The 19,741-nt window shown below is 30.5% G+C and carries 19 protein-coding genes and 1 pseudogene; 7 read left to right on the top strand and 13 right to left on the bottom strand.

Annotation, left to right across the window (positions count from 1 at the left end):
- Window positions 1-11: 11 nt before the first annotated feature.
- Genes CLOCEL_RS04865 through CLOCEL_RS04850 form a run of 4 tightly spaced genes read left to right on the top strand, consistent with a single transcriptional unit; the run spans window position 12 to window position 3,655 of the window.
- Entirely contained in the window at window positions 12-1,151 is a 1,140-nt protein-coding gene (locus tag CLOCEL_RS04865) for a glycosyltransferase (protein WP_010076420.1), read from the top strand.
- 7 nt (window positions 1,152-1,158) lie between these two features.
- Window positions 1,159-2,727: a response regulator gene (locus CLOCEL_RS04860; protein WP_010076421.1), complete on the top strand. Its 1,569-nt coding sequence runs from the start codon at window positions 1,159-1,161 to the stop codon at window positions 2,725-2,727.
- On the top strand, window positions 2,728-3,033 hold the full coding sequence (locus CLOCEL_RS04855) for an Hpt domain-containing protein (protein WP_010076422.1): 306 nt from the start codon (window positions 2,728-2,730) through the stop codon (window positions 3,031-3,033).
- 1 nt (window position 3,034) lies between these two features.
- Window positions 3,035-3,655, top strand: coding sequence for a response regulator (locus CLOCEL_RS04850; protein ID WP_010076423.1), 621 nt, complete (start codon window positions 3,035-3,037; stop codon window positions 3,653-3,655).
- 13 nt (window positions 3,656-3,668) lie between these two features.
- Here CLOCEL_RS04850 and CLOCEL_RS04845 read toward each other — a convergent pair whose 3' ends face one another.
- Genes CLOCEL_RS04845 through CLOCEL_RS04830 form a run of 4 tightly spaced genes read right to left on the bottom strand, consistent with a single transcriptional unit; the run spans window position 3,669 to window position 8,084 of the window.
- On the bottom strand, window positions 3,669-4,559 hold the full coding sequence (locus tag CLOCEL_RS04845) for a glycosyltransferase family 2 protein (protein WP_010076424.1): 891 nt from the start codon (window positions 4,557-4,559) through the stop codon (window positions 3,669-3,671).
- A 21-nt stretch (window positions 4,560-4,580) separates the two neighbouring features.
- Window positions 4,581-5,759: a glycosyltransferase family 4 protein gene (locus tag CLOCEL_RS04840; protein ID WP_013291631.1), complete on the bottom strand. Its 1,179-nt coding sequence runs from the start codon at window positions 5,757-5,759 to the stop codon at window positions 4,581-4,583.
- Window positions 5,749-6,984: an MATE family efflux transporter gene (locus tag CLOCEL_RS04835; protein ID WP_010076427.1), complete on the bottom strand. Its 1,236-nt coding sequence runs from the start codon at window positions 6,982-6,984 to the stop codon at window positions 5,749-5,751. The genes CLOCEL_RS04840 and CLOCEL_RS04835 overlap by 11 nt, the downstream gene beginning before the upstream one ends.
- Complete coding sequence (locus CLOCEL_RS04830; RefSeq protein ID WP_010076428.1) at window positions 6,984-8,084, bottom strand: hybrid sensor histidine kinase/response regulator; 1,101 nt, start codon at window positions 8,082-8,084, stop codon at window positions 6,984-6,986. Before CLOCEL_RS04830 ends, CLOCEL_RS04835 begins: the two co-directional genes overlap by 1 nt.
- A gap of 410 nt (window positions 8,085-8,494) precedes the next feature.
- Between CLOCEL_RS04830 and CLOCEL_RS04825 the strand changes: the two genes are divergently transcribed.
- The gene (locus CLOCEL_RS04825) at window positions 8,495-9,202 is read left to right on the top strand and encodes a PHP domain-containing protein (protein ID WP_010076429.1); all 708 of its coding nucleotides are present in this window, start codon (window positions 8,495-8,497) and stop codon (window positions 9,200-9,202) included.
- Window positions 9,203-9,296: 94 nt separating this feature from the next.
- Here the strand turns inward: CLOCEL_RS04825 and CLOCEL_RS04820 are convergent, their stop codons facing one another.
- The 5 genes from CLOCEL_RS04820 to CLOCEL_RS04800 all read right to left on the bottom strand — a co-directional run bounded on the left by CLOCEL_RS04820 (window position 9,297) and on the right by CLOCEL_RS04800 (window position 13,046).
- Window positions 9,297-9,818, bottom strand: coding sequence for a GNAT family N-acetyltransferase (locus CLOCEL_RS04820; RefSeq protein WP_010076430.1), 522 nt, complete (start codon window positions 9,816-9,818; stop codon window positions 9,297-9,299).
- Complete coding sequence (locus CLOCEL_RS04815; RefSeq protein WP_010076431.1) at window positions 9,815-10,297, bottom strand: HD domain-containing protein; 483 nt, start codon at window positions 10,295-10,297, stop codon at window positions 9,815-9,817. Before CLOCEL_RS04815 ends, CLOCEL_RS04820 begins: the two co-directional genes overlap by 4 nt.
- A 206-nt stretch (window positions 10,298-10,503) precedes the next feature.
- Window positions 10,504-11,193 (bottom strand): AlkZ-related protein, encoded by a 690-nt coding sequence (locus tag CLOCEL_RS04810; protein ID WP_010076432.1) that lies wholly within the window; start codon window positions 11,191-11,193, stop codon window positions 10,504-10,506.
- A 30-nt stretch (window positions 11,194-11,223) separates the two neighbouring features.
- Window positions 11,224-12,132: a hypothetical protein gene (locus tag CLOCEL_RS04805; RefSeq protein WP_010076433.1), complete on the bottom strand. Its 909-nt coding sequence runs from the start codon at window positions 12,130-12,132 to the stop codon at window positions 11,224-11,226.
- A 479-nt stretch (window positions 12,133-12,611) separates the two neighbouring features.
- The gene (locus CLOCEL_RS04800) at window positions 12,612-13,046 is read right to left on the bottom strand and encodes a hypothetical protein (protein ID WP_010076435.1); all 435 of its coding nucleotides are present in this window, start codon (window positions 13,044-13,046) and stop codon (window positions 12,612-12,614) included.
- A 269-nt stretch (window positions 13,047-13,315) separates the two neighbouring features.
- Here CLOCEL_RS04800 and CLOCEL_RS04795 point away from each other — a divergent pair.
- Both CLOCEL_RS04795 and CLOCEL_RS04790 read left to right on the top strand, forming a co-directional pair.
- Window positions 13,316-14,610: pseudogene (locus tag CLOCEL_RS04795) on the top strand (IS30 family transposase).
- Between the two features lie 612 nt (window positions 14,611-15,222).
- Window positions 15,223-16,164, top strand: a complete 942-nt coding sequence (locus CLOCEL_RS04790) for an IS982 family transposase (protein WP_010077629.1) — start codon at window positions 15,223-15,225, stop codon at window positions 16,162-16,164.
- A gap of 78 nt (window positions 16,165-16,242) precedes the next feature.
- On the opposite strand, the gene CLOCEL_RS04785 is transcribed toward CLOCEL_RS04790, so the two are convergent.
- From CLOCEL_RS04785 to CLOCEL_RS23760, 4 genes are all read right to left on the bottom strand, one after another.
- On the bottom strand, window positions 16,243-17,751 hold the full coding sequence (locus CLOCEL_RS04785) for a DUF4179 domain-containing protein (RefSeq protein WP_013291630.1): 1,509 nt from the start codon (window positions 17,749-17,751) through the stop codon (window positions 16,243-16,245).
- 4 nt (window positions 17,752-17,755) lie between these two features.
- On the bottom strand, window positions 17,756-18,277 hold the full coding sequence (locus tag CLOCEL_RS04780) for a sigma-70 family RNA polymerase sigma factor (protein ID WP_010076437.1): 522 nt from the start codon (window positions 18,275-18,277) through the stop codon (window positions 17,756-17,758).
- Between the two features lie 130 nt (window positions 18,278-18,407).
- Window positions 18,408-18,890, bottom strand: coding sequence for a GNAT family N-acetyltransferase (locus tag CLOCEL_RS04775; RefSeq protein ID WP_010076438.1), 483 nt, complete (start codon window positions 18,888-18,890; stop codon window positions 18,408-18,410).
- A 585-nt stretch (window positions 18,891-19,475) separates the two neighbouring features.
- Window positions 19,476-19,655 (bottom strand): DnaJ family domain-containing protein, encoded by a 180-nt coding sequence (locus tag CLOCEL_RS23760; RefSeq protein ID WP_010076439.1) that lies wholly within the window; start codon window positions 19,653-19,655, stop codon window positions 19,476-19,478.
- Window positions 19,656-19,741 lie beyond the last annotated feature (86 nt).

The raw sequence follows: 19,741 nt of genomic DNA, 5'->3' as shown, positions 1-19,741 counted from the left end.
AGGTTTGCTGTATGGATAATCTTTTGATTTTAACTGATTTTAAAAAGGCTATAGCTTATGAATCTATTATTATATTTTATACCATAAACATACTCCCCATTGATGCTTTGGATTCCATTAGTAAAATAGATCAAAATCTCGTTATTATTGATGTAGAAAATCCTCGTGAAAGTATTATTATTGGAAATAAGCTAAGACAAATTAATCCGTCTGTTAATATACTCTTTATAAATGATTTTATATCCCCAGCTGAGCATTTCTTTTTTATGAAGTTACAAGGGTATGGAAAAACTAGAATATTGAGGTGGCGAAGTTCCTATCCTGATGAATTACTTCTAAGCATTCAAGCTCTGTTTCACCCTGAATATGCTTACAAAAGCTCTGATATTGCTATAATCATTCCAGTATATAATGAAGAAGCTCGTTTTAATAAGGTATGTGACTTTATTAAAAAAGTTAAGATACTTTTTAATGAAAGTTTTTCAAATATCAATATATATTTTGTAAATGACGGCAGCAAGGATAATACCCAAGAACTTATCGATAAATTACTAGAAGATGAATTTCAAGGTACTGATATAATAACCAATCAATCCTTGATTAACGTATATCAACTTCAATACAATACTAGAAAGGCTGGAACTTTTATAGAAGCTATCAACTCAATAAATTCTAACATCATGATTTTTGTTGATGGTGATAATTCTTTCGATATAGAAGATATTGCAAAGATAATAAATGTGTTATCCATGGGATACTATGATTTTGTTATTGGTACTAAAGATTTAACTGCTGAGAACAGAGCAATATTAAGGAGGTGTATGTCTTTTGTAAAAAGAATTATTACAAAACCACTTCTTCCTAAAGGTGTTTTTGATTCACAGACTGGTCTTAAAGGAATGACTTCAAACGCCTCAAGGCTAATTTTACCATATATGCATGAAGATACAGGTTTAGCTGTTGACCTTGAGATGGCCTTCATAGCAAAAAAACTTAACTTTAGGGTATTGCAACTTCCTGTACAGTGTATTGACCAAGAAGGTTCTCATGTAGATATAATAAAAGATTCTATAGCTTTTATTAAAAATGTTATAAAACTTATTACAATAAATCGTAAAATTTCATTAAAAAATCATGATTTCAAATTATGAGGTGCTTATGATAAATAATTTAAATAATATTTTCTCTAAAGTATTTTGTAGTGAAGATGGTTCTTCCCTCATCTCTCATCTGCTAGATAATGTCCCAGTTGGGATTTTGATTTCAAATCCAAATAAACTTGGAAATCCAGTACTATATGCCAATTTGTCATATATAAAATCTGTTAAGCTTAATCCTGATGAAATAATAAACAGAAACTTATATGACATATTATCTATAGGTTCAGACGATGCAACAAAACTAAAGATAATAAATATATCTAATACAGAAGAAAACTGTACTTTAGAAGTAGTAAATTTATTAGCTAATGGTGATAAAGTTTTTAATAAGGTAACTAAACATCCTATATATGATTCTAATAATAACTTAATTTATTTCTTGACTTATATTAATGATGTAACTAACGAAGTTCAACTGAAGAATATAGCTAAGGAGTCATCAAATCTTAAATCAAACTTTTTATCCACTATAAGCCATGAGATTAGAACTCCTTTAAACTCAATTATTGGTACTATAGAACTTTTATCGGAAAATAACTCCGACTCTTGTAATGATAGTTATTTAAAATTACTAAAAAGGTCTTCTACAAATTTATTAAAACTTATAGATGAAATGTTGGAGCTCCAATCACCAAATGCCAATATGAATAAAAACTTATTTAATTTTAACCAATTAATAAATGATTCAATAAATAAGTATGTTACTACTGCAGAAGAGAAAGGACTAAACTTTATATATAAGTTTGATAACAAAATACCTGAAACTCTAATTGGCGATGACGAAAAGCTTAATCGAATAATCTCAACTTTGATAGATAATGCTATAAAATTTACCGATAAAGGTGAAATAATCTTTGATGCTTCAATTCGTCACAGAAGTAGCAACAAAGTTTCCATAAACTTTATGGTAAAAGACACTGGTGCTGGCATTGATGATAAACAGCTACCTTATATTTTCGATTCATTTTCTCAAGTTATTAGTTCGCCTTCCCAAAGCTGGAATGGTCCCGAATTAGAACTTGCTATAACAAAAAAACATCTTGCTGCCATGAATGGGCATATATCTGTTGATAGTAAATTGGATATAGGTACTACTTTCATTTTTGATTGTGAATTTGAATTACCTACTGATATTGTTACAAATGAAACTCCTAATTCTATAGAAACAGCTACGATACCGCAGTCCAAAAATATATTATTAGTAGATGATTCTGAGGACAATAGATTTTTGATGAAAGCTTTTTTAAAGAAAACCACACTAGTTGTTGATACTGCAGAAAATGGTGAAGAAGCCTTTGAGAAATTCAAAAATAACAACTATGATTTAATATTGATGGATATTCAGATGCCTATAATGGATGGCTATACCTCTACCAGACTTATCAGAAATTACGAAATAGAAAACAACTTACCTAAGACAACTATCTCTGCCCTAACTGCCTACGCCTTTGATGAAGACATTGAAAAGGCTCTTGAAGCAGGCTGTAACTTTGTACTAACAAAACCAGTAAAAAAGGCAGTGTTGCTTGATACAATAAAAGACGTTCTTCAAATGGAGGTACTTTAAATGAATAATAATATCGTACATGTGACCAGTGAATTAGAAGACCTAATTCCAAATTTCATAAAGAATCGTTTTAATGATATAGAAGCCTTAAAGGTTGCTGTTGCTAATATGGATTATGCTTCTATAAGTTTCCTTGGCCATAGTATAAAGGGCACAGCTGGAGGCTATGGCTTTGATTACATGTCCAGTATAGCTTTAAAACTTGAGTTAGCTGCAAAAGAAAATAATATGGTTGAAATTAAGAGCTTAGCCAAGAACTTAGAAGATCATCTAAATCAAATTGAAATCATACTAGTGGAGGAATAAAATGACCTATTCTCATTCAATTCTATTTGTTGATGACCAAGAAGATGTACTAACATTAATAAACCGAATATTAAAAGATGAGAAATATAATAAATTTTTTGCCAAAAATGTCTTAGAGGCTATGGAAATTGTTAATAAAGAAAAAATAGATGTTATTGTAACTGATATGATAATGCCCAATGTAAGTGGACTTCAACTTCTCGAACTAATAAAGAGTACACATCCGCATATTGTGAGGGTGGTTTTATCTGGTTATTCTCAAGTTCCATCTATTCTTGATGCAATAAATAAAGGAGATATTTTTAGATATATTACAAAGCCTTGGAAAGTAAATGATCAAGGAAAAATGATTCTTCGTGAGGCTATAGAGTATTCAGATTATATTAAAGAAAATTCTAAAGAAACTAATAATTATTCGAAAATTTCTATTGATAAAGAAGAATTAAAAAATATTATGAAACTCTATAATAAAGAGTTTTTCATTATAGTTGATAACAAATTATTAACGGCTTCAGATAATGAAATAACTAAAAATTTAGAAGAGCTTCTCTCAGCTGAAAACTTATGTAATTATGATAAACATCAACTAAATTCTAATACTTCAATATATATAAAAAAATAATCCAATAGTTGGATTATTTTTTTCCTCTTATTTTAGCTTTTAAAATTTCTTCTATTCCTACTAACGTCAAAACCAAATACATATAAATCATCCCTAGTGTTAATACTGGATGTTTTACATATTTTTTCAGGTTTTCTTTCCTATACAATACTGGCCTAAAAAAGAACCATCTTGAAAATGCTTTTTTAGCTCCACCTTGTTCTGTTTCTATTGTTGTATTCATAACACTGAAATAATATCTTTTTTTCTTAACAATATTTTTTAGTGTTACTTCCTTTTCATCATGATATACCCCTGTGAAAATAGCCCTTTTAATTATACCACCATTTTCAATATATCTTATTGTAGGCTGTGTCTCCTCAAAAGAAATCTGATGAACATTAATCCCACCTGATGCATCATAAGCTTCCATTTTCCAAAACCGAGCTGCCTCAACGGAGTTACTTCCGATATCCTCGCCAGCATCATTTATTACATTTCTTTCAAATACTTTTACCTTTGAATAAAAATTGTTGTAATCTGAAAATGCTATTTCTGGAATAACAAGTGCACCAACGGTTTTATTTTCCCCTAAAAAATCAATACATTCAGAAATTAAGTTATCTTTTAAAACCATATCTGAATCAATTATATAAATATAATCAGATTTTAACTTCTTAGCTTCAGCTATTGCCGTTGATCTTGCAATACCTCTTTCACCATGAGGCAGCGGTATAAGTCTAAAGTTATCGCATGTTCCACATTTTTCCTCAATCTTTTTTATAGTATCATCTGTTGAACCATCATCTGCAATTATAATAAATAAATCCCCATAATCTTGATTAAGACAGCTCTCTAAACATCTCTCAATATATTCTGAACTGTTATAGGTAGAAAATACTATTGAAACTCTTCCATTACTCATATATTTTGCTCCTTCTTCAGCTTATCTATCTTTTATTACCTCATTTATAAAATCATCAAAGCTTTTTGCTGTTTTATCCCAATGAAATTTAAGTGAGTATCTATATGCATTTTCTCTATATTCCTCATATTCATCTTTTCTTTCTATTACTCTTTTCATAAGCTTGTAAAGATTATCTGGGGTATTTTCGTCACACAAATATCCCGCTTTACCATTGTCTACTGCATCTATTATTCCTGGTGAGTTATACACAATACTAGGAGTACCTACTGCTGCAGCTTCAGTTACTATAAGCCCCCACCCTTCCCTTTGTGATGGGAAAAGTAAACCATGGGACATACTCATTAATTTCAATTTTTCTTCATCACTGACAAAACCAAATAAAGTTACATCTCTGTTTTCCTCTCGATTGCCCCATGTAATATTTTCATTTTGAAAAATTGGCTTTAGATTATTTTCAATATATTTATCATTTTTCTTTCCTACAATATAAAGCTTAGCCTCAGGATATTCCTTTTTAATTTTAGCGAAGGCTAATATTGAAGCATCGATACCTTTATAATTAACAAATCTGCCAACATAGACAAAAGTAGGAACTTTTTCTTTTTGGGAAAATTCTTCTTCTTTCCAATGTTCAAATTCTATACCCTCAGGTAAAATTCTCACCTTATCATTTTTAAATCCGATTTTAAGTAAATCTTGTCTTGTAGATTCTGATACAGTCATAGTATAATCATTTTTTGAAAGTCTTAAAAATGGTGTCTCAGTAATATATCCAATTAAATTTATTGGGAATTTCGCATTTAGGAACCATATCTCCCTAGTAAGTTGATGGATAAAAAATATTCGTTTTTTATGTTCCACCCAAAACTTCGTGAAAAAGCGATGAGTGTTACACTGATCAACAACAAAATTAACTTTATCTTTGTTCTTCATATAAAATTTTCTTGCTTCCCAAATAACCGAAATTGAATTGCCAACTCTAATATACGTAATATTATCTAAAATCTCAACGTCCTTTGAATTCTGAAAGCTAGGAGATATATGTATTACCCTATACTTTTCAAAATCAATTCTTTTAAGCATTTCATGGGTAAATACTTCTGCACCGCCTTTTTTAGGTGCTTGTATATCTCTCCAAGATAAAAAAAGCAAAGTAATCTTATCACTTTTTTCTACTTCATAGTTACTAATCTCCATTCTGGCAACTCCTTTCGCTGGTTTCAAATTTCAATTGCAAAAGTAAAACTAGCATAAGCAAAAAGTAGAATACACTTTCTACAATAAGAATACTTTTTATGCTACTATGAAAATTAAATAATAAACTAGTAATTATAATAGTTGCTATTAGCAAAACTCCTATATATCTGGTTTTCTCAAGAACCACATTTATATTTATTATTAGAAACGAAAATACCATAAATATATATGGAATAAGACCAAAGACCAAGTACTTTCCAGCTTCACTATAAGCTGTACCAAAAAACAAACCTACCGTTGGAGGTAAAACATAATTATATAATATTATAGCTACAAAACTAATTCCTCCAATTATAGAAGCAGCTAAAGATGCTTTTTTAACAAACTCAGGTTTGTTATTTATATTTTTACTTAATATGGTTATGAATACGGTTAGAATACTAAAAGTCGCAAACTGAAGAATTTGATTATACTTTAAAATAACTGCAAAAACACCTGCTTTTTCAGGAAGAAAATAATTGACCATCAGCATATCAATTGAAGTAAAGAAATAAAAAAAGAAATTTACAATAAATATTTTTAATAACTTTATTGCCTCTTTCTTAACACTTACTATCTCCAAGAAATTTATATTAAAATTTAATCTGTTTCTATTTTTTATGAACCCATAAACAATAGCAACTAACATACCAAAAAGTATAGATAGCAATACTGTATTTATACTTGGATACTTTTTTAAAAAAGCGAATAGATACAGTATTTTAAATGATACTTCACAATAAAAACTTTTATTTAAATTTAAAAATTCCCCTGTCCCTTGAAACATCCCCCTAAAAACACTTAACATTACATTAACAAGAAAAATGATTATTATAAGCAAAACAGATAGATAACTAGCCCTTGTAAAATTTTTCATAAATACAATATTTAAAATTAAAATTATAGCTGCACTAGCGTTAAAATATATGGCTGTTTTAATAATATTAATTGTGTTGCTTATAGATAATCCACTTTCTGCTGTACTTTTTGCAGTAAAGGTTTGAAATGCTATTCCTCCAACTAATAGTATAGCTAATAAAGAAAGAAGTGAATTTAATGTCCCATATTTTTCAGGTATAAAATACCAACTAATAAATATATGAAAAAAATAATTGAGTCCATTTAAGGCTATATCTAGTATTGGAAAAACTAATGCTTGATGCTTTTTAGATATACCTCTTTTCATTATCTTTTCTCCAATTTAGGTATTGTAAAGGAAAAGGAACTGCCCTCTCCATATACGCTTTCAACAAAAACTTCGCCACCATTTTTCTCAACAAATTCTTTACATAATATAAGGCCTAAACCTGTCCCCTCTTCTTGGTTTGTACCCTTTGTACTCATATTGGAATCTATTGCAAATAAGTTATTCAAATCCTCTTCTTTTATTCCTACTCCAGTATCTCTTATAATAAGTCTAAAAAAGTTATCTTCTTCCTTTGCCTTTATTGCTATTTGGCCTCCGTTTTTGGTAAACTTAATAGCATTTGATAAGAAATTCCTTATCACTGTATCTAACATATTAAAGTCTGCATAAACTTCTATATTCTCGTCAACTAACACCATTACTTCTATCTTTTTAGCATTGGCATTTAACATATAAAGGGTAACACTATTTTCTACAATACTGTATAGGTTTAAGATTTTAGGGTTGTACTCAATTTTCCCATTCTGTGATCTTGCCCATTGAAGTAAATTCTGTAGCAAGTTACTTACTGTATTTGAATTTTTAAAAATCCTATCAGTATAATACTTTATCTCATCTATATCTATTGAATCGATATTTTCCTTAAGTTCCATTGCAAACCCATTAATTGCTCCAATAGGATTCTTCAAATCATGTCCTATAATTGATAAAAACTTATCCTTTGTCTTGTTTGCCTCCTCTAAATTTTCCCTAGCAAACTTTAATTCAATATGAGTCTTAACACGTGACAATAATTCCTTTGGATTAAAAGGCTTTATCAAATAATCATAAGCCCCCTCGTCAAAGGCTCTTACAACACTTTCGCTATCACCTCTTGCTGTAAGGAAAATTATAGGTATATCTCTTGTATCCTCATCATTTTTTAGCTTTCTAATAACCTCATAACCATCCATTTCAGGCATCATCACATCTAGAAGAATCAAATTAAATCTAATGTTTTTGACCATTTCAAGAGCTTCACGGCCCGAAGTTGTACTGTAAATGTTGTAGCCTACCTCTTGAAGAATTGTACTTACAATTTTAATGTTAAAAGGCGTATCATCCACAACCAAAATCTTTATCTGACTATTGTCTTTCATCTCTCTTTCCTCACTTTGTAATCTTTGGCTTATTTCTTTATTCTATAGATGGCATATTTCAAATACGTTTATATCTAATATCGTCAGATAAAATATCCTCTTTAGCAAAATATGTCGAATATTGATTTTTATATTTTTGAGGAGTTTATTAATAAATTAAATTTTCTTATAAAGAAACTATGTAAGTTATAAATCTTTTTTGGTACACATTTGCCTAAAATAACAATAAACGTAGCTCCTAAAAAAGATCGAAAAAAACATGAAGGCTATAAGAATACCAAAACCAGAATCTACAAAAATCTTATATATCATAATGCTACAAAAATCTCTATAGACAATATATTAATACTAAGATTATTTTTTTATATCTGCCATTTAAATTACTAAAGAAAGATAAAGGAGCTGATACTATGTTCACCCGAGGTGATTTTCACATTCACACAACAGCCTCGGACGGTTATCTTAACCCTCGCCAAGTAGTAATGTTCGCTAAAAGCCGAGGCATAGATACTATTGCTATCTCTGACCACAATTCAATAGATGGAATTTATGAAGCCTCAGAAGCAGGTAAAGAATTTGGGGTTTCTGTAATACCTGCTATTGAATTATCAACTAGATTTGATGATGAAAGCATTCATGTCTTAGGCTACTTCAAGGATGATAGATATAATAGTCTCGATTTCCATAGAATTTTAAGGTTAGTAAAAGCCCGTGAAGCTTATAAAGTCACAGGAATACTAGATTGCTATAGAAAACATCATGCCAATAAACATTTATCTACTGTTGATGGAATTTTCCTTCTAAAAACCTGTGGGGCAAGTGTAGTGTTAGCCCACCCTGTTCGTATCTCAGAAAAAAATCTACCTTGGCTCTTGAACATGCCATTTGACGGAATAGAAGCAAAATATAGCCGTTCCACTGATTATCAGATAAGGTCTTTTATAAGCGTTGCCACTGAAAAATTTTCCTATTATACAGCTGGCTCAGATTTTCATACAAATGAACCTAGTGACCGTAAGCATAGTCTTATTGGAGAACCATTTCTTGACTCAACAGAAATACAAAAATTTCTCGAAAAGTCTGAAGCATTAGTTTTAGGTAACACCTCAGACTACTAAAAGGATTTTTTAGTTATCCCAGAATATAATATAAACCTCTGACTAACAGCTTATTATCCGTTAATCAGAGGTTCTATTATTTTTCTTTATTAAGTTATAAGCTACTAGTCAAATTAATACTATACTTATATAAATGCTCATCTTCCTCTTCATCAAAAATAGTTTCTAAGAATTTTCCATTGTTCTTTTCTATAATTTTTTTAGAAGCTATATTTTCTATATTACAAGTTACAATTGCATCTTTAATTCCTATCTTTGCAGCCTTCTTCAGTGCCAACTTCAAAATTTGAAACCCATATCCTTTATTCCTATAATCAGGTGATATATCATAACCTATATGACCAGCAGTATCTACCTCTTGGTGTCTAACTCTCACAACTCCAACAACTTCTTCTCTATCAATTAACCAAAATGTTGAAGTAGCAACATATCCCTGAGGTAAATTTTTTCCCTCTGAATGCTCCTTTAAGTAATTCAAATACTCATAGAAATTTTCTAAGGCTCTTTTATATTTATTAAAATAATTTTCATCATTTATTTTTTTATAAGCTAAAATATAATTTTCAAAGCTTCTTTTATATTTTTCATTAGGTTCAGTTAAAAATAAATCTATCATCGTTTCCTCCTTCCATTAACCGTCTCCAAAATTGCACAGTATTTATCTACAAAAGATACCACATATGCTTCCTTATACTTTGGAAACTTCACTGTTAGCGGCCACATATGTTTCTTGATTATGTCTTTCTCTATCTCATTTAAATTAAAGTATTTATTTGCATTATTTAACGCAATATTAGGATGTTCAAAGCCATGTAATCCATCATAAGTCCTCTCTTCATGCCAATCATACAAGAAAAAATCATGAAGCAATCCACCTCTAGCTGCCGAATGATAATCAAAACCAAACTTCTTGCAAACTAAGTAACTATAGTAGGACACAGAAAGACAATGATCTAAACAGGTTATATCTCCATGTTGTATGAAATCTTTCATTGATTCAACCATTTCATGATTAATCAATTCACTAACGCATCTTTCATACTCCTCTTTACTAGATAAATCAACTTTTTTGTTTAACTTTATCTTTTCTCCCATTAATGATGCTCCTTACGTCAATAATAGTACTGCTTTTAATGATGTTACTACCTTTAATAATACCACTACTTTTTATGATACTACTTTTTATAATATATAAGCTATAATAATATTTCTACATTAAATATATATCACTTATGAAAGCAATATCGCTTTTTAAGTGCAACATATGCACTATTACTTTTCATAATATCACTATTTCGAATTTAAAACCCTATGAAACTTTTTAATTTTGTTCTTTTAGCATCAGGAATGAATTCATAAATCTTTTCAAGAATTTCATCCATAGCATCCTCTGGTATAATAGACTCTGCATCTTCAATCATTTCTTGTCCTACCCAAGTTTCCACCGTTGAATAGGCTGTGGAAGGCCAGCCATATGGTTCACCCTTAGAGTTTATTTTTTGTTTTGTTCCGTTTACTGTTATAAACATTCCCATTTGAAGTTCACACATAGCAGCTTCATATTGTGAGTTTGTCTCCTTCGTAATTCCAAGCAATGTTTTGATTTCATGGACAGCCAAAATTTCATGTTCTTCAAACAAATTATATATTTGTTTTGCGTAGTTACTCATAAGACCATCAGAATACGCCTCTTGAAAACTTCTGCCTTTTCTCCTTGCTGCTAAAAATGTTGGATACCACTTAAGAGAAATAAACCCTGGCTTTTTGCCAAAAAGTTTTCCATAGGCGGCTTTGCCATCTCTTTCGATATCCACACGCCAAGGCCATGGGTCTGAAGGCAAGTTTGTATGCCATTGCTCTGGAACTGTTAAATCATCAAGATTTATGAAGCCTAAAGAATTTTTCGAGAATGGCATAAATCCAACTTCTTCTACTATAGCTACAAAATCTTTATATTCAGTGATCTTTTTATTTGTATAGTCAATAGACATTTAATGTTCACCTCTTATTTTTTCTATTTTCTAGCCAACGGCGCTAGTAATTATTCTCACATCGGCATTTTCTTTTTTATCACTATCTAAAGTTTTACCCTTCATTAAATAAACAGGCTTTAATATTATTTTATCTTTATAAAAGTCATCTATCCAGTACACTAATTCTGCCTCTTTAATGATAGCTTCCGTAGACTTGCTATCATCGGTACTAAGATGTCCATTTTCTCCATCCTTGAATCTATTTAAAGCTGCTTTAGCTGATACTACTGGTACCTTCCCTACTTCCTTGTACCTTTTTACACTGACCATCGCTGAAGCTATATTGCCTTCACTATCAAAACTGAAGCTAATTGAACCAAATCCGCCTACTTTTTTATTATCTAAAAGCCTAGCATAACCTACACTTATTAGAGTAATAGTAGGAATATCACTATTACCAGTATAGCTTGTACTACCTGGTACAATATCACCTCTTGATACATCTTCAATATCAAGAGTTTCTAGTATCTGTTCACATTTCTCATATATTTTATTAACATCAACTTTGCTTAAATCTATATTCGTAGAACTACTTCTCGCTGAATTATCTGTATAATAGAAACCTCCTGTATTTTTATATACATCCAAGTTCTTACTACCATCACTAAAGATTATTCTGTCTTCTTGCTCATCGATATAACAATCTTTTGAAAAACCAAAAATCTCTAAAGCTACTTCTTTATCCTTTTCCAAATCAGTAGTATTTTCTACTTCATATGCAGGAATTTTTTTAACAGCTTTGTTTGATAAATTTTCACTGCTAAACGTTTTTATATTTTGCACCATAGTTGTTTGTATACGATCAATATTATACTTTATGCTAATATAAACGGTTTTGGTAATATGAACACCTATAATTAAAAATAACCCTATCCAAACTATATTCTTTTTCTTCATATATTTCTCCTGTTGAGATTTATTATCCATTATCCCCAGACTTTGCATTGATTTTGCAAGACATATTTAGATTATACTCTCAACAGAAATCGATTACCAACATTCTACATAATAATTTATTTTTTCTTTATAAATAGTTTATAATTTGTATATGTAATTATACCTTAACTAAATTTTCATTACCAATGTTGTGCGAAAAATATCATCTCGTTTGTTTCTTTACTTATAGCTACAAAACTTACACTATAATGCTCCATCCCACCATTAGGATTAGGCTTACTATAAAACACATAAATCATAAACTCTTCTGGTGACCGCCCATAACCAAATATATGTAATCGCTGTGAATACAAGCAATTTTCATTAGCTTCACTATCACTTACTTTTCCTATCCATTTTGCTTTCTCCGAGAATGTATCAATATAACTATCAATATAATCTGAATCTAATTGAAGTTTTAAGATAAACTCTTCCTCTGCCTACATAAACTCAGGACTATAACTAAATGTAATGTTTCTTGCGTTCTCTGGAATCTTCTTTGGAAAATATTTTGTTAAGGAATGATTTGTTAGCCTTAACGCTTTTCCATATTTATTTATATCTTTTGTCGCCAGATCGTCACCATCTGCAAAAGCAAAGAAAATAGCTAAAACTAACAGTAGTTCAGGACAAATATGGATCAACACTCCTGTTATTGTACATGAAGCAAAACAACTTAACTTTCTTTTTGTAGCTAAAAAAGTTATAAATCCAAAAGTTATAAATGGAATTGAATACATTAGTTTTCTAACGTAATGCGGAGTAATTGCTGACACAAATTCACCACTATATATGAATATAAAGAATAAGAAAGAAATTACCGTAACCACTGCTGGAAAAGGTGCCTTCTTAAAAACCGATATTACTTTACTCATTTTAATCTCTCCATTTCAAAAACGCTTCCTAATTACATAATATAATTATACTTACCCTTAATTGTAAAATGAAAATCCATGCTATTAGGCTTGTTTCTAGTAGGATTAATATAGTTTGTATTGATAAAGGGTGTATAGATTTTTCCTTTACAAATAGTAATGCTAGAAGACTAATCAATGTTAATGGTTGGTCTTCTTTTGTTTGATGATTGAAATAGTTTAACATGATTGCTATCCTTGTTATGCTGGTGGCGGATAAGGAGATAATCATGTCTAAATATTTAACTTACGAAGAACGCCTTGATATTCAGGCGTGTTTAAAAGAAAATCTTTCTTTTGGAGCAATTGGCAAGATAGTTAAGAAAGATCGTACTACTATCGCCAAGGAGATAAAGAAGCATGCAACTGAAATAAAAACTGGATACAGTGGGTGGCCATACAATACCTGTAAACGCCGCTCAAGCTGCAAACTAAAACGTATATGCAAAAAAGAAGAGTGTACTCATCCTTCAGCACAGTACTGTAAGATTTGTCGCAACTGCAATGATCTTTGTTCAGAGTTTGAAGAAGAAATCTGTTCAAGTAGTTTTAAACCACCTTATGTTTGTAATGGGTGTGGACAGCTTAACAGATGTACTCTTAAAAAAATGATGTATTATGCAGATGATGCCCAGACCGCCTTTGAAGAAAACATATCAGATGCAAGGAGTGGAATTCTCTCAAGTGAAGCGGAGCTTGCAAGACTGAATACTTTGATTTCACCACTGATTAAACAAGGTCAATCGATACACCAGATATATATCGATCATATAAATGAGCTCATGTGTAGTGAAAAGACACTCTATAACTACATAGATGCATGCCTCTTTGATGTACGAAACATTGACTTACCACGCAAGGTAAAATATCGACCACGCTACAAGAAATCAGAATTCAAAGTTGATAAAGGATGCCGTATAGGCCGGAATTACAAAGATTTTCAAGCCTTTATGGAAAAGAATCCAGAGCTTTCTATTGTACAAATGGATTCCGTTATAGGAAGCAAAGGTGGAAATGTCCTATTAACCATTCACTTTGTGAATACTAGTCTTATGTTGGCGTTCGTGCGTGATTCAAATACCTCACAGTCGGTTATTGATGTTTTTGAACATATTTATCAGGTAATAGGAAAACAGAGTTTAAGAATTTGTTTCCAGTCATCCTTACGGATAATGGCAGTGAGTTCTCCAATCCGAAAGCCATTGAATTTGGACCTGATGGACTTAGAAGAACTTATGTGTTTTATTGTGATCCAAGCAGCCCTTATCAAAAGGGCTCCATAGAGGTAAATCATGAGTTAGTTCGAAGAATTCTCCCTAAAGGGACTACTTTTGAGCTTTTAGACCAAAAAGACATATGTCTTATGATGAACCATATAAATTCATACAAAAGAAAAAAGCTGAACAACAGGAGTCCATTCCAGGCGTTCAGCTTTTACTATGGAGAAGATTTACTACACAGGTTAGATTGTTTCTCAGTAGCAGCTGAGGAAATCATTCTAAAACCAGCACTTCTCAAAAAATAACATATAAATAAGTAGTGGCTACCGGCAAACCTTACCTTATATATGACTACAGCAGGGGTGGATTTTCCGATTACAAAAAATCGACCGAAGATCGACCTTCTATTTGGCATGCACTTTTTTAAATGTCAGTAAGATAATTATAGCAAAATTCCTGAAAAAACAGTATGTTAACCGGGATTTTGGATTACAAAATTGGATATTTGTTTTCAAAATGGGACTTTCGCTTACAAAAGGAGAACTTCATTTTCAAAATGGGATTCTTGGGCTACAAATGGGAAACTCGTGTTACAATTCACCTAATTATACTTACGCCTGAGAAAGATTAAATATATTTTTATCGATTTTCAATAAAAATATTTCTTTTAAAAACAAAAACCCTTATTGGACAATGTTCCAACAAGGGTTTATACTTATATGTAAGGCGAGATTCACTTTGCAAATTTAATATCAAACTTTATTTTAAAAGCCTGTATTTCAACCTATCATTTTATTAAATCAACCCGTTGTGCTAGTTAAATACGCTGGCAATACTTACAAATAGAAAAACTCCAGCATATTTGCTAACCTATCATTAAAAAACACCACTAATCTAATGATAGGAGGCTAACCTATATGCCAGAGTTTAATAAAGATTCTACCATAACAATAAATGACTTAAAAGATTTTATTGTTGTCACTTATGTTATAATTGATGACTTTTACCAAAAAGTAACTCCAACATTTATTAAAAATCGTCGTAACATCGCTAAATCAGTAATGACTGATAGCGAAATAATTACGATTTCTTTAGTAGGTGAACTCTTAACCATTGACTCTGAAAAAGCATGGTTTGGATTTTGCTCTAAAAACCTACGAGACTTATTTCCCAACTTTTGTAGTAGGCCGAGGTTTCATAGAGTTAGAAAGTCATTATTTCGAGTCATTGATGAAATTCGTAAAGAGTTAACGAAATTTCTTAACTATCAATATGACCGAATGAGAATTGCAGATAGTATGCCAATTCCTGTGTGTAAGTTTGGGAGAGCTCATTTCCATAAAGCTTTTAAGCCGGAGGCTGCCTACGGGCGATGCGCTTCGAAAAAAGAAACATATTATGGATTCAAATTACATGCTTTAGTAGCCCTCGATGGCTATATCACAGATTTTACTGTAACAGCAGCAAATATTGATGACAGAGATGTCGTCTGGGAACTCACAGCTAATTCAGAGATTGATATACTAATAGGTGATAAAGGATATATAGGTCAAAAAGTTGCTTCGCAATTAAAAGAAACAAGGTACATTCGTCTTTTAACAATAAATCGTAACAATAGTAAAACTAAACTTTTAAAACCTTTTAGGCAGTTGATATTCAAGGCTCGTCGTAGAGTAGAAACTACTTTTTCTCAGCTCTCCGAGCAATTAAATATGCAGAGGGTTCTTACAAAATCAACTTGGGGATTTGCCACAAGAATATCAAATAAAATATTAGCTCATAATCTTTGCTATTTTATAAATAAATTTTTTAATATAGGTATAGAAATATCAAAGATTAAAGAATTAGTATTCGGATAATAATTTCCAAAAACAGTATATGAGACAATAGGATAGGACTGCCTAAAATCATGGTATAAATATCCTTTTAATGAAAACTTATCTGCTAGCACAACAGGTTAAATCAATATTAGCTTTATACTGTTCATCAATTTCTGGTTCCTCTATGATAGGAAGGGCTATCTTATATTTCTTTGTTTTATCTATAGGTGGTAGCTTCATGGATACAATTCCTTCATCTAAATTTTCAAAAACAACCTTTTCTTCATATTTTGTATTTATAATTTTATTATAAGTTTCGTCTATAATAACCATGTCACTAATTTGCCTATATGGATATGCACCATTTCCATCTATTTTGAAAGTAACTTTTGTTTCTTTTTCAGAAATTTCGATATTTCTAATTGTTGCTGTGTTACTATTTCCTACTTTTATAGATTGATTAATTAATCCCTCTATGGATGAAAATGCTCTAGCTTTATCTATATTAAACATACAAAACTTCTTATTCAAAGAATTTTCACTTGTTTTTTCTTCTGATATTGCTTTTCCATCCTCTGTTATTAATTCTTGAGGAGTATCAAAATTATTATTAACTGTTGTTTGTAACACATCATAAATAAAATCGTCTATATACATTCTCTTAAGTCCCCAATACTTAAATATAGGAATTACAGTTAAAGACTTCACATTAGTTAAATCATTAAGTATCTCTATCTTCCCTTGATACTTTTCTGGGAAAAATGACGCACCTGGAGACATTATTTGCAATATCTTTCCCTTATCATCCATAACCACAAAGTCTCTAATACTATTTCGGAAAATTACACTATCAGCATCATAAGTACCAGAGTAATTTATCGTGCTTCCTAAGGAACTTATTACTACATTATCAAACTTAAGGGTGCTCTTTGGTATTTTAATAGTTTTATCTACGTTTATCACTTTAGAATTTGTTTCCTTGTTCGCCTTAGAAACTTGAAACTTAAAATTCCAAGAACCGTATACCTCTCCAATAGACTTAATATCTATGTCAACATCCACCACCTCTTCTAAATCTATATCAGAAATATTTGCATAAGTCATTGTCACCAGTGTATTATCATCAATCTTTTTATTTTCAACCATATGACTTAAATGTTTACCATTAAGGCTTATTAATTGGTGATAGCGAACTTCTTCTATAAGACTCTTTCCAAATTTATCATCATTTTTAATATTGTTACCCTCAACAGTTGAAGTAATTGCTAAAATATTATCATTAATCGTTACTTCATCAATGGTTACTTTTATCCCATTATTCTCTACAGTTTGATTTATACTATTTGAAAACTCCTGAAGTTTTTCAAAGTTTTCTCCTCTATAGCTATAGCCTATAAGCTTAAAGATTGACTTTACCCCTGGAATTGCCATCGCTATGTTTGGATGAGTGACTACGAATGAAGTTGTTACAACTAAAATCGCTATCACAGCAGCAACTTTTTTATATGTACTTTGAAGTTTTTTCTTTCTCTTATCTTTTTTGCCTCTCTCAATTCCTTTTTTAACTGCCAAGTCTATTGTGCTTGGAATTTTAATATCATTTTTCAAATTATCTAAATTATCCATAATGTTAAACTATCTCCTCATTCATAAATAATCTCAGCTTCTTTAAAGCTTTATTAAGATAAGTTTTTATTGTGCCTGTGGGACAATTAAGGACTTCAGCAATTTCAGTAATTGTGAGATCTTGAAAGTATTTTAGAACTATTACCTTCTTATATTTCTCTTCTAACTTATCAATAGACTCTAGAATATCTAATTTTTCATCTATGCTCTTCTCTTCGTAGGAAGCTGTGCCCTTTTCATTATGATTTTCTATGTACACAATTTTTTTCTTTTTATTAGTAAAGTTGATTGCATTATTTATTAATATCTTAGTGAGCCAGGTTTTAAAATACTCTGGTTTCTTTAATTTATCTATGGAAATATAGGCTTTGTACACCGTCTCTTGTAATATATCCAATGCATCTTGCTCATTTTTTGCATAAGCAATAGCAGTACGATAAAGCCCTTCCTTATTAATATCCATAAGGTATTCAAAAACTTCTTCATCGCCTTTAATCGCTAATTTCACTTGTTCCTCTAAATTCATATTTTAACTCCTCAAAACTTAAATTACATGTAATTCATATTTTACATCTATTAGACAAGGAAAAGCATCAAAAGGTTTTAGAAATGCAAAAAAAAATGAGCTATATATTAGCTCAAATTTTATCTTAGACTTATATCATAATTTTTTCATATACTATAACTGTTTCATCAGACACTGTTCCGACTTTTTTATAACCCGCTTTCTGATATAAGTAATGGTTTTTTATGCTATAAAAAGGAGTTCCTAAAACCCATCTTTTCTTTTTCTCAAACATTCCTTCCATCATATTTAAGGCTTTATAACCATAACCAAAGCCTTGATATTCTGGCAATATACAAAAATCTTCAAGTTCAATAGTATCTTCATAAACATCATGAACCCAAAATGTTCCTATAACCACCTCATTAACTGTTAGTAAGTATACGTTATATTCATTTATCAATCGAATATTCTCTGGTATATCTATGTACCATTCACTATAGAACCACTTAGGAATCTTGTCTTCTTCAGGTTTAAATCTTTCTTTCTCATCCCTGTAAGCCTTTGTTTTAATCTCCGCTATCAAGTTAACATCCTCCAAAGATGCTTTTCTAATTTTTAATTGATTTTCCATATAAACGCCCCCTAATCAACTTAATATGAGTATATCACTAAAATATGATTTATAAAAAAACTTAAATCTTCCATATTATATTATCTACAGGGCTATGGATATATAATCACACTTGGTCTTCATATAACGTATATTCTATTGTTTTTTATTGATGCTTTGATATTTTTAACTTATAATAAAATCATCAATAGAAAAAAATATATTTTCAATAATCATATCATTCTTCTCATTCAAAATCTCTTATATTAAAATTTAGTTATCTCACATCAACATTTCTTTAATCAAACACCAATTCCTAGTTTATTTCATACTAGTAAACAACTATATTCTTGTAACAAAAAAAGGAGAAACCTTATCATCTAGTGATATGATCTCTCCACAGTAATAACGTTTTTATATTTACGTTGTCTACTTGCCAGTGGCCGATTCATCATCCTCTAGGGCTTCTCCTTCCTTTATTTTTTTCTTTCAGTATATTAAAGTCAGTAATTTTACTATTCAATTTCATTCTTATAAGTTTCTTTTCTTCTTCGGAATCACTTTCATTTAAGTTTGTTTCAAGCTCACTAATTTCTTTCGTAAGCTCTATCTCTGGAGGTAATGATCCTGCATTTTTAAGGATAGTATAACCATTCTAAATTCTGATGGTACTCCTAATAAATCTTCAAGGTCAAGTGGTTTACCTTGTCCAGCAAGATTATCAAACTTCCCCTTGTCCATTGCCTCTTGTATTTTTCGTTCTGCTATAATTTCGAAGATATCCATTTAATCACCATCCGTAAGCAATTAGTATTTAATCATGCTACAATTTCTCAGGTTAACTTCATTTTTATAGTATAGTTTTCTTTACT

It is taken from the genome of Clostridium cellulovorans 743B (genome assembly GCF_000145275.1).
Taxonomy (GTDB): Bacteria; Bacillota; Clostridia; order Clostridiales; family Clostridiaceae; genus Clostridium_K; species Clostridium_K cellulovorans.
Note: the sequence above shows the minus strand (reverse complement) of the source record. Positions and strands in the feature narration are given on the sequence as shown.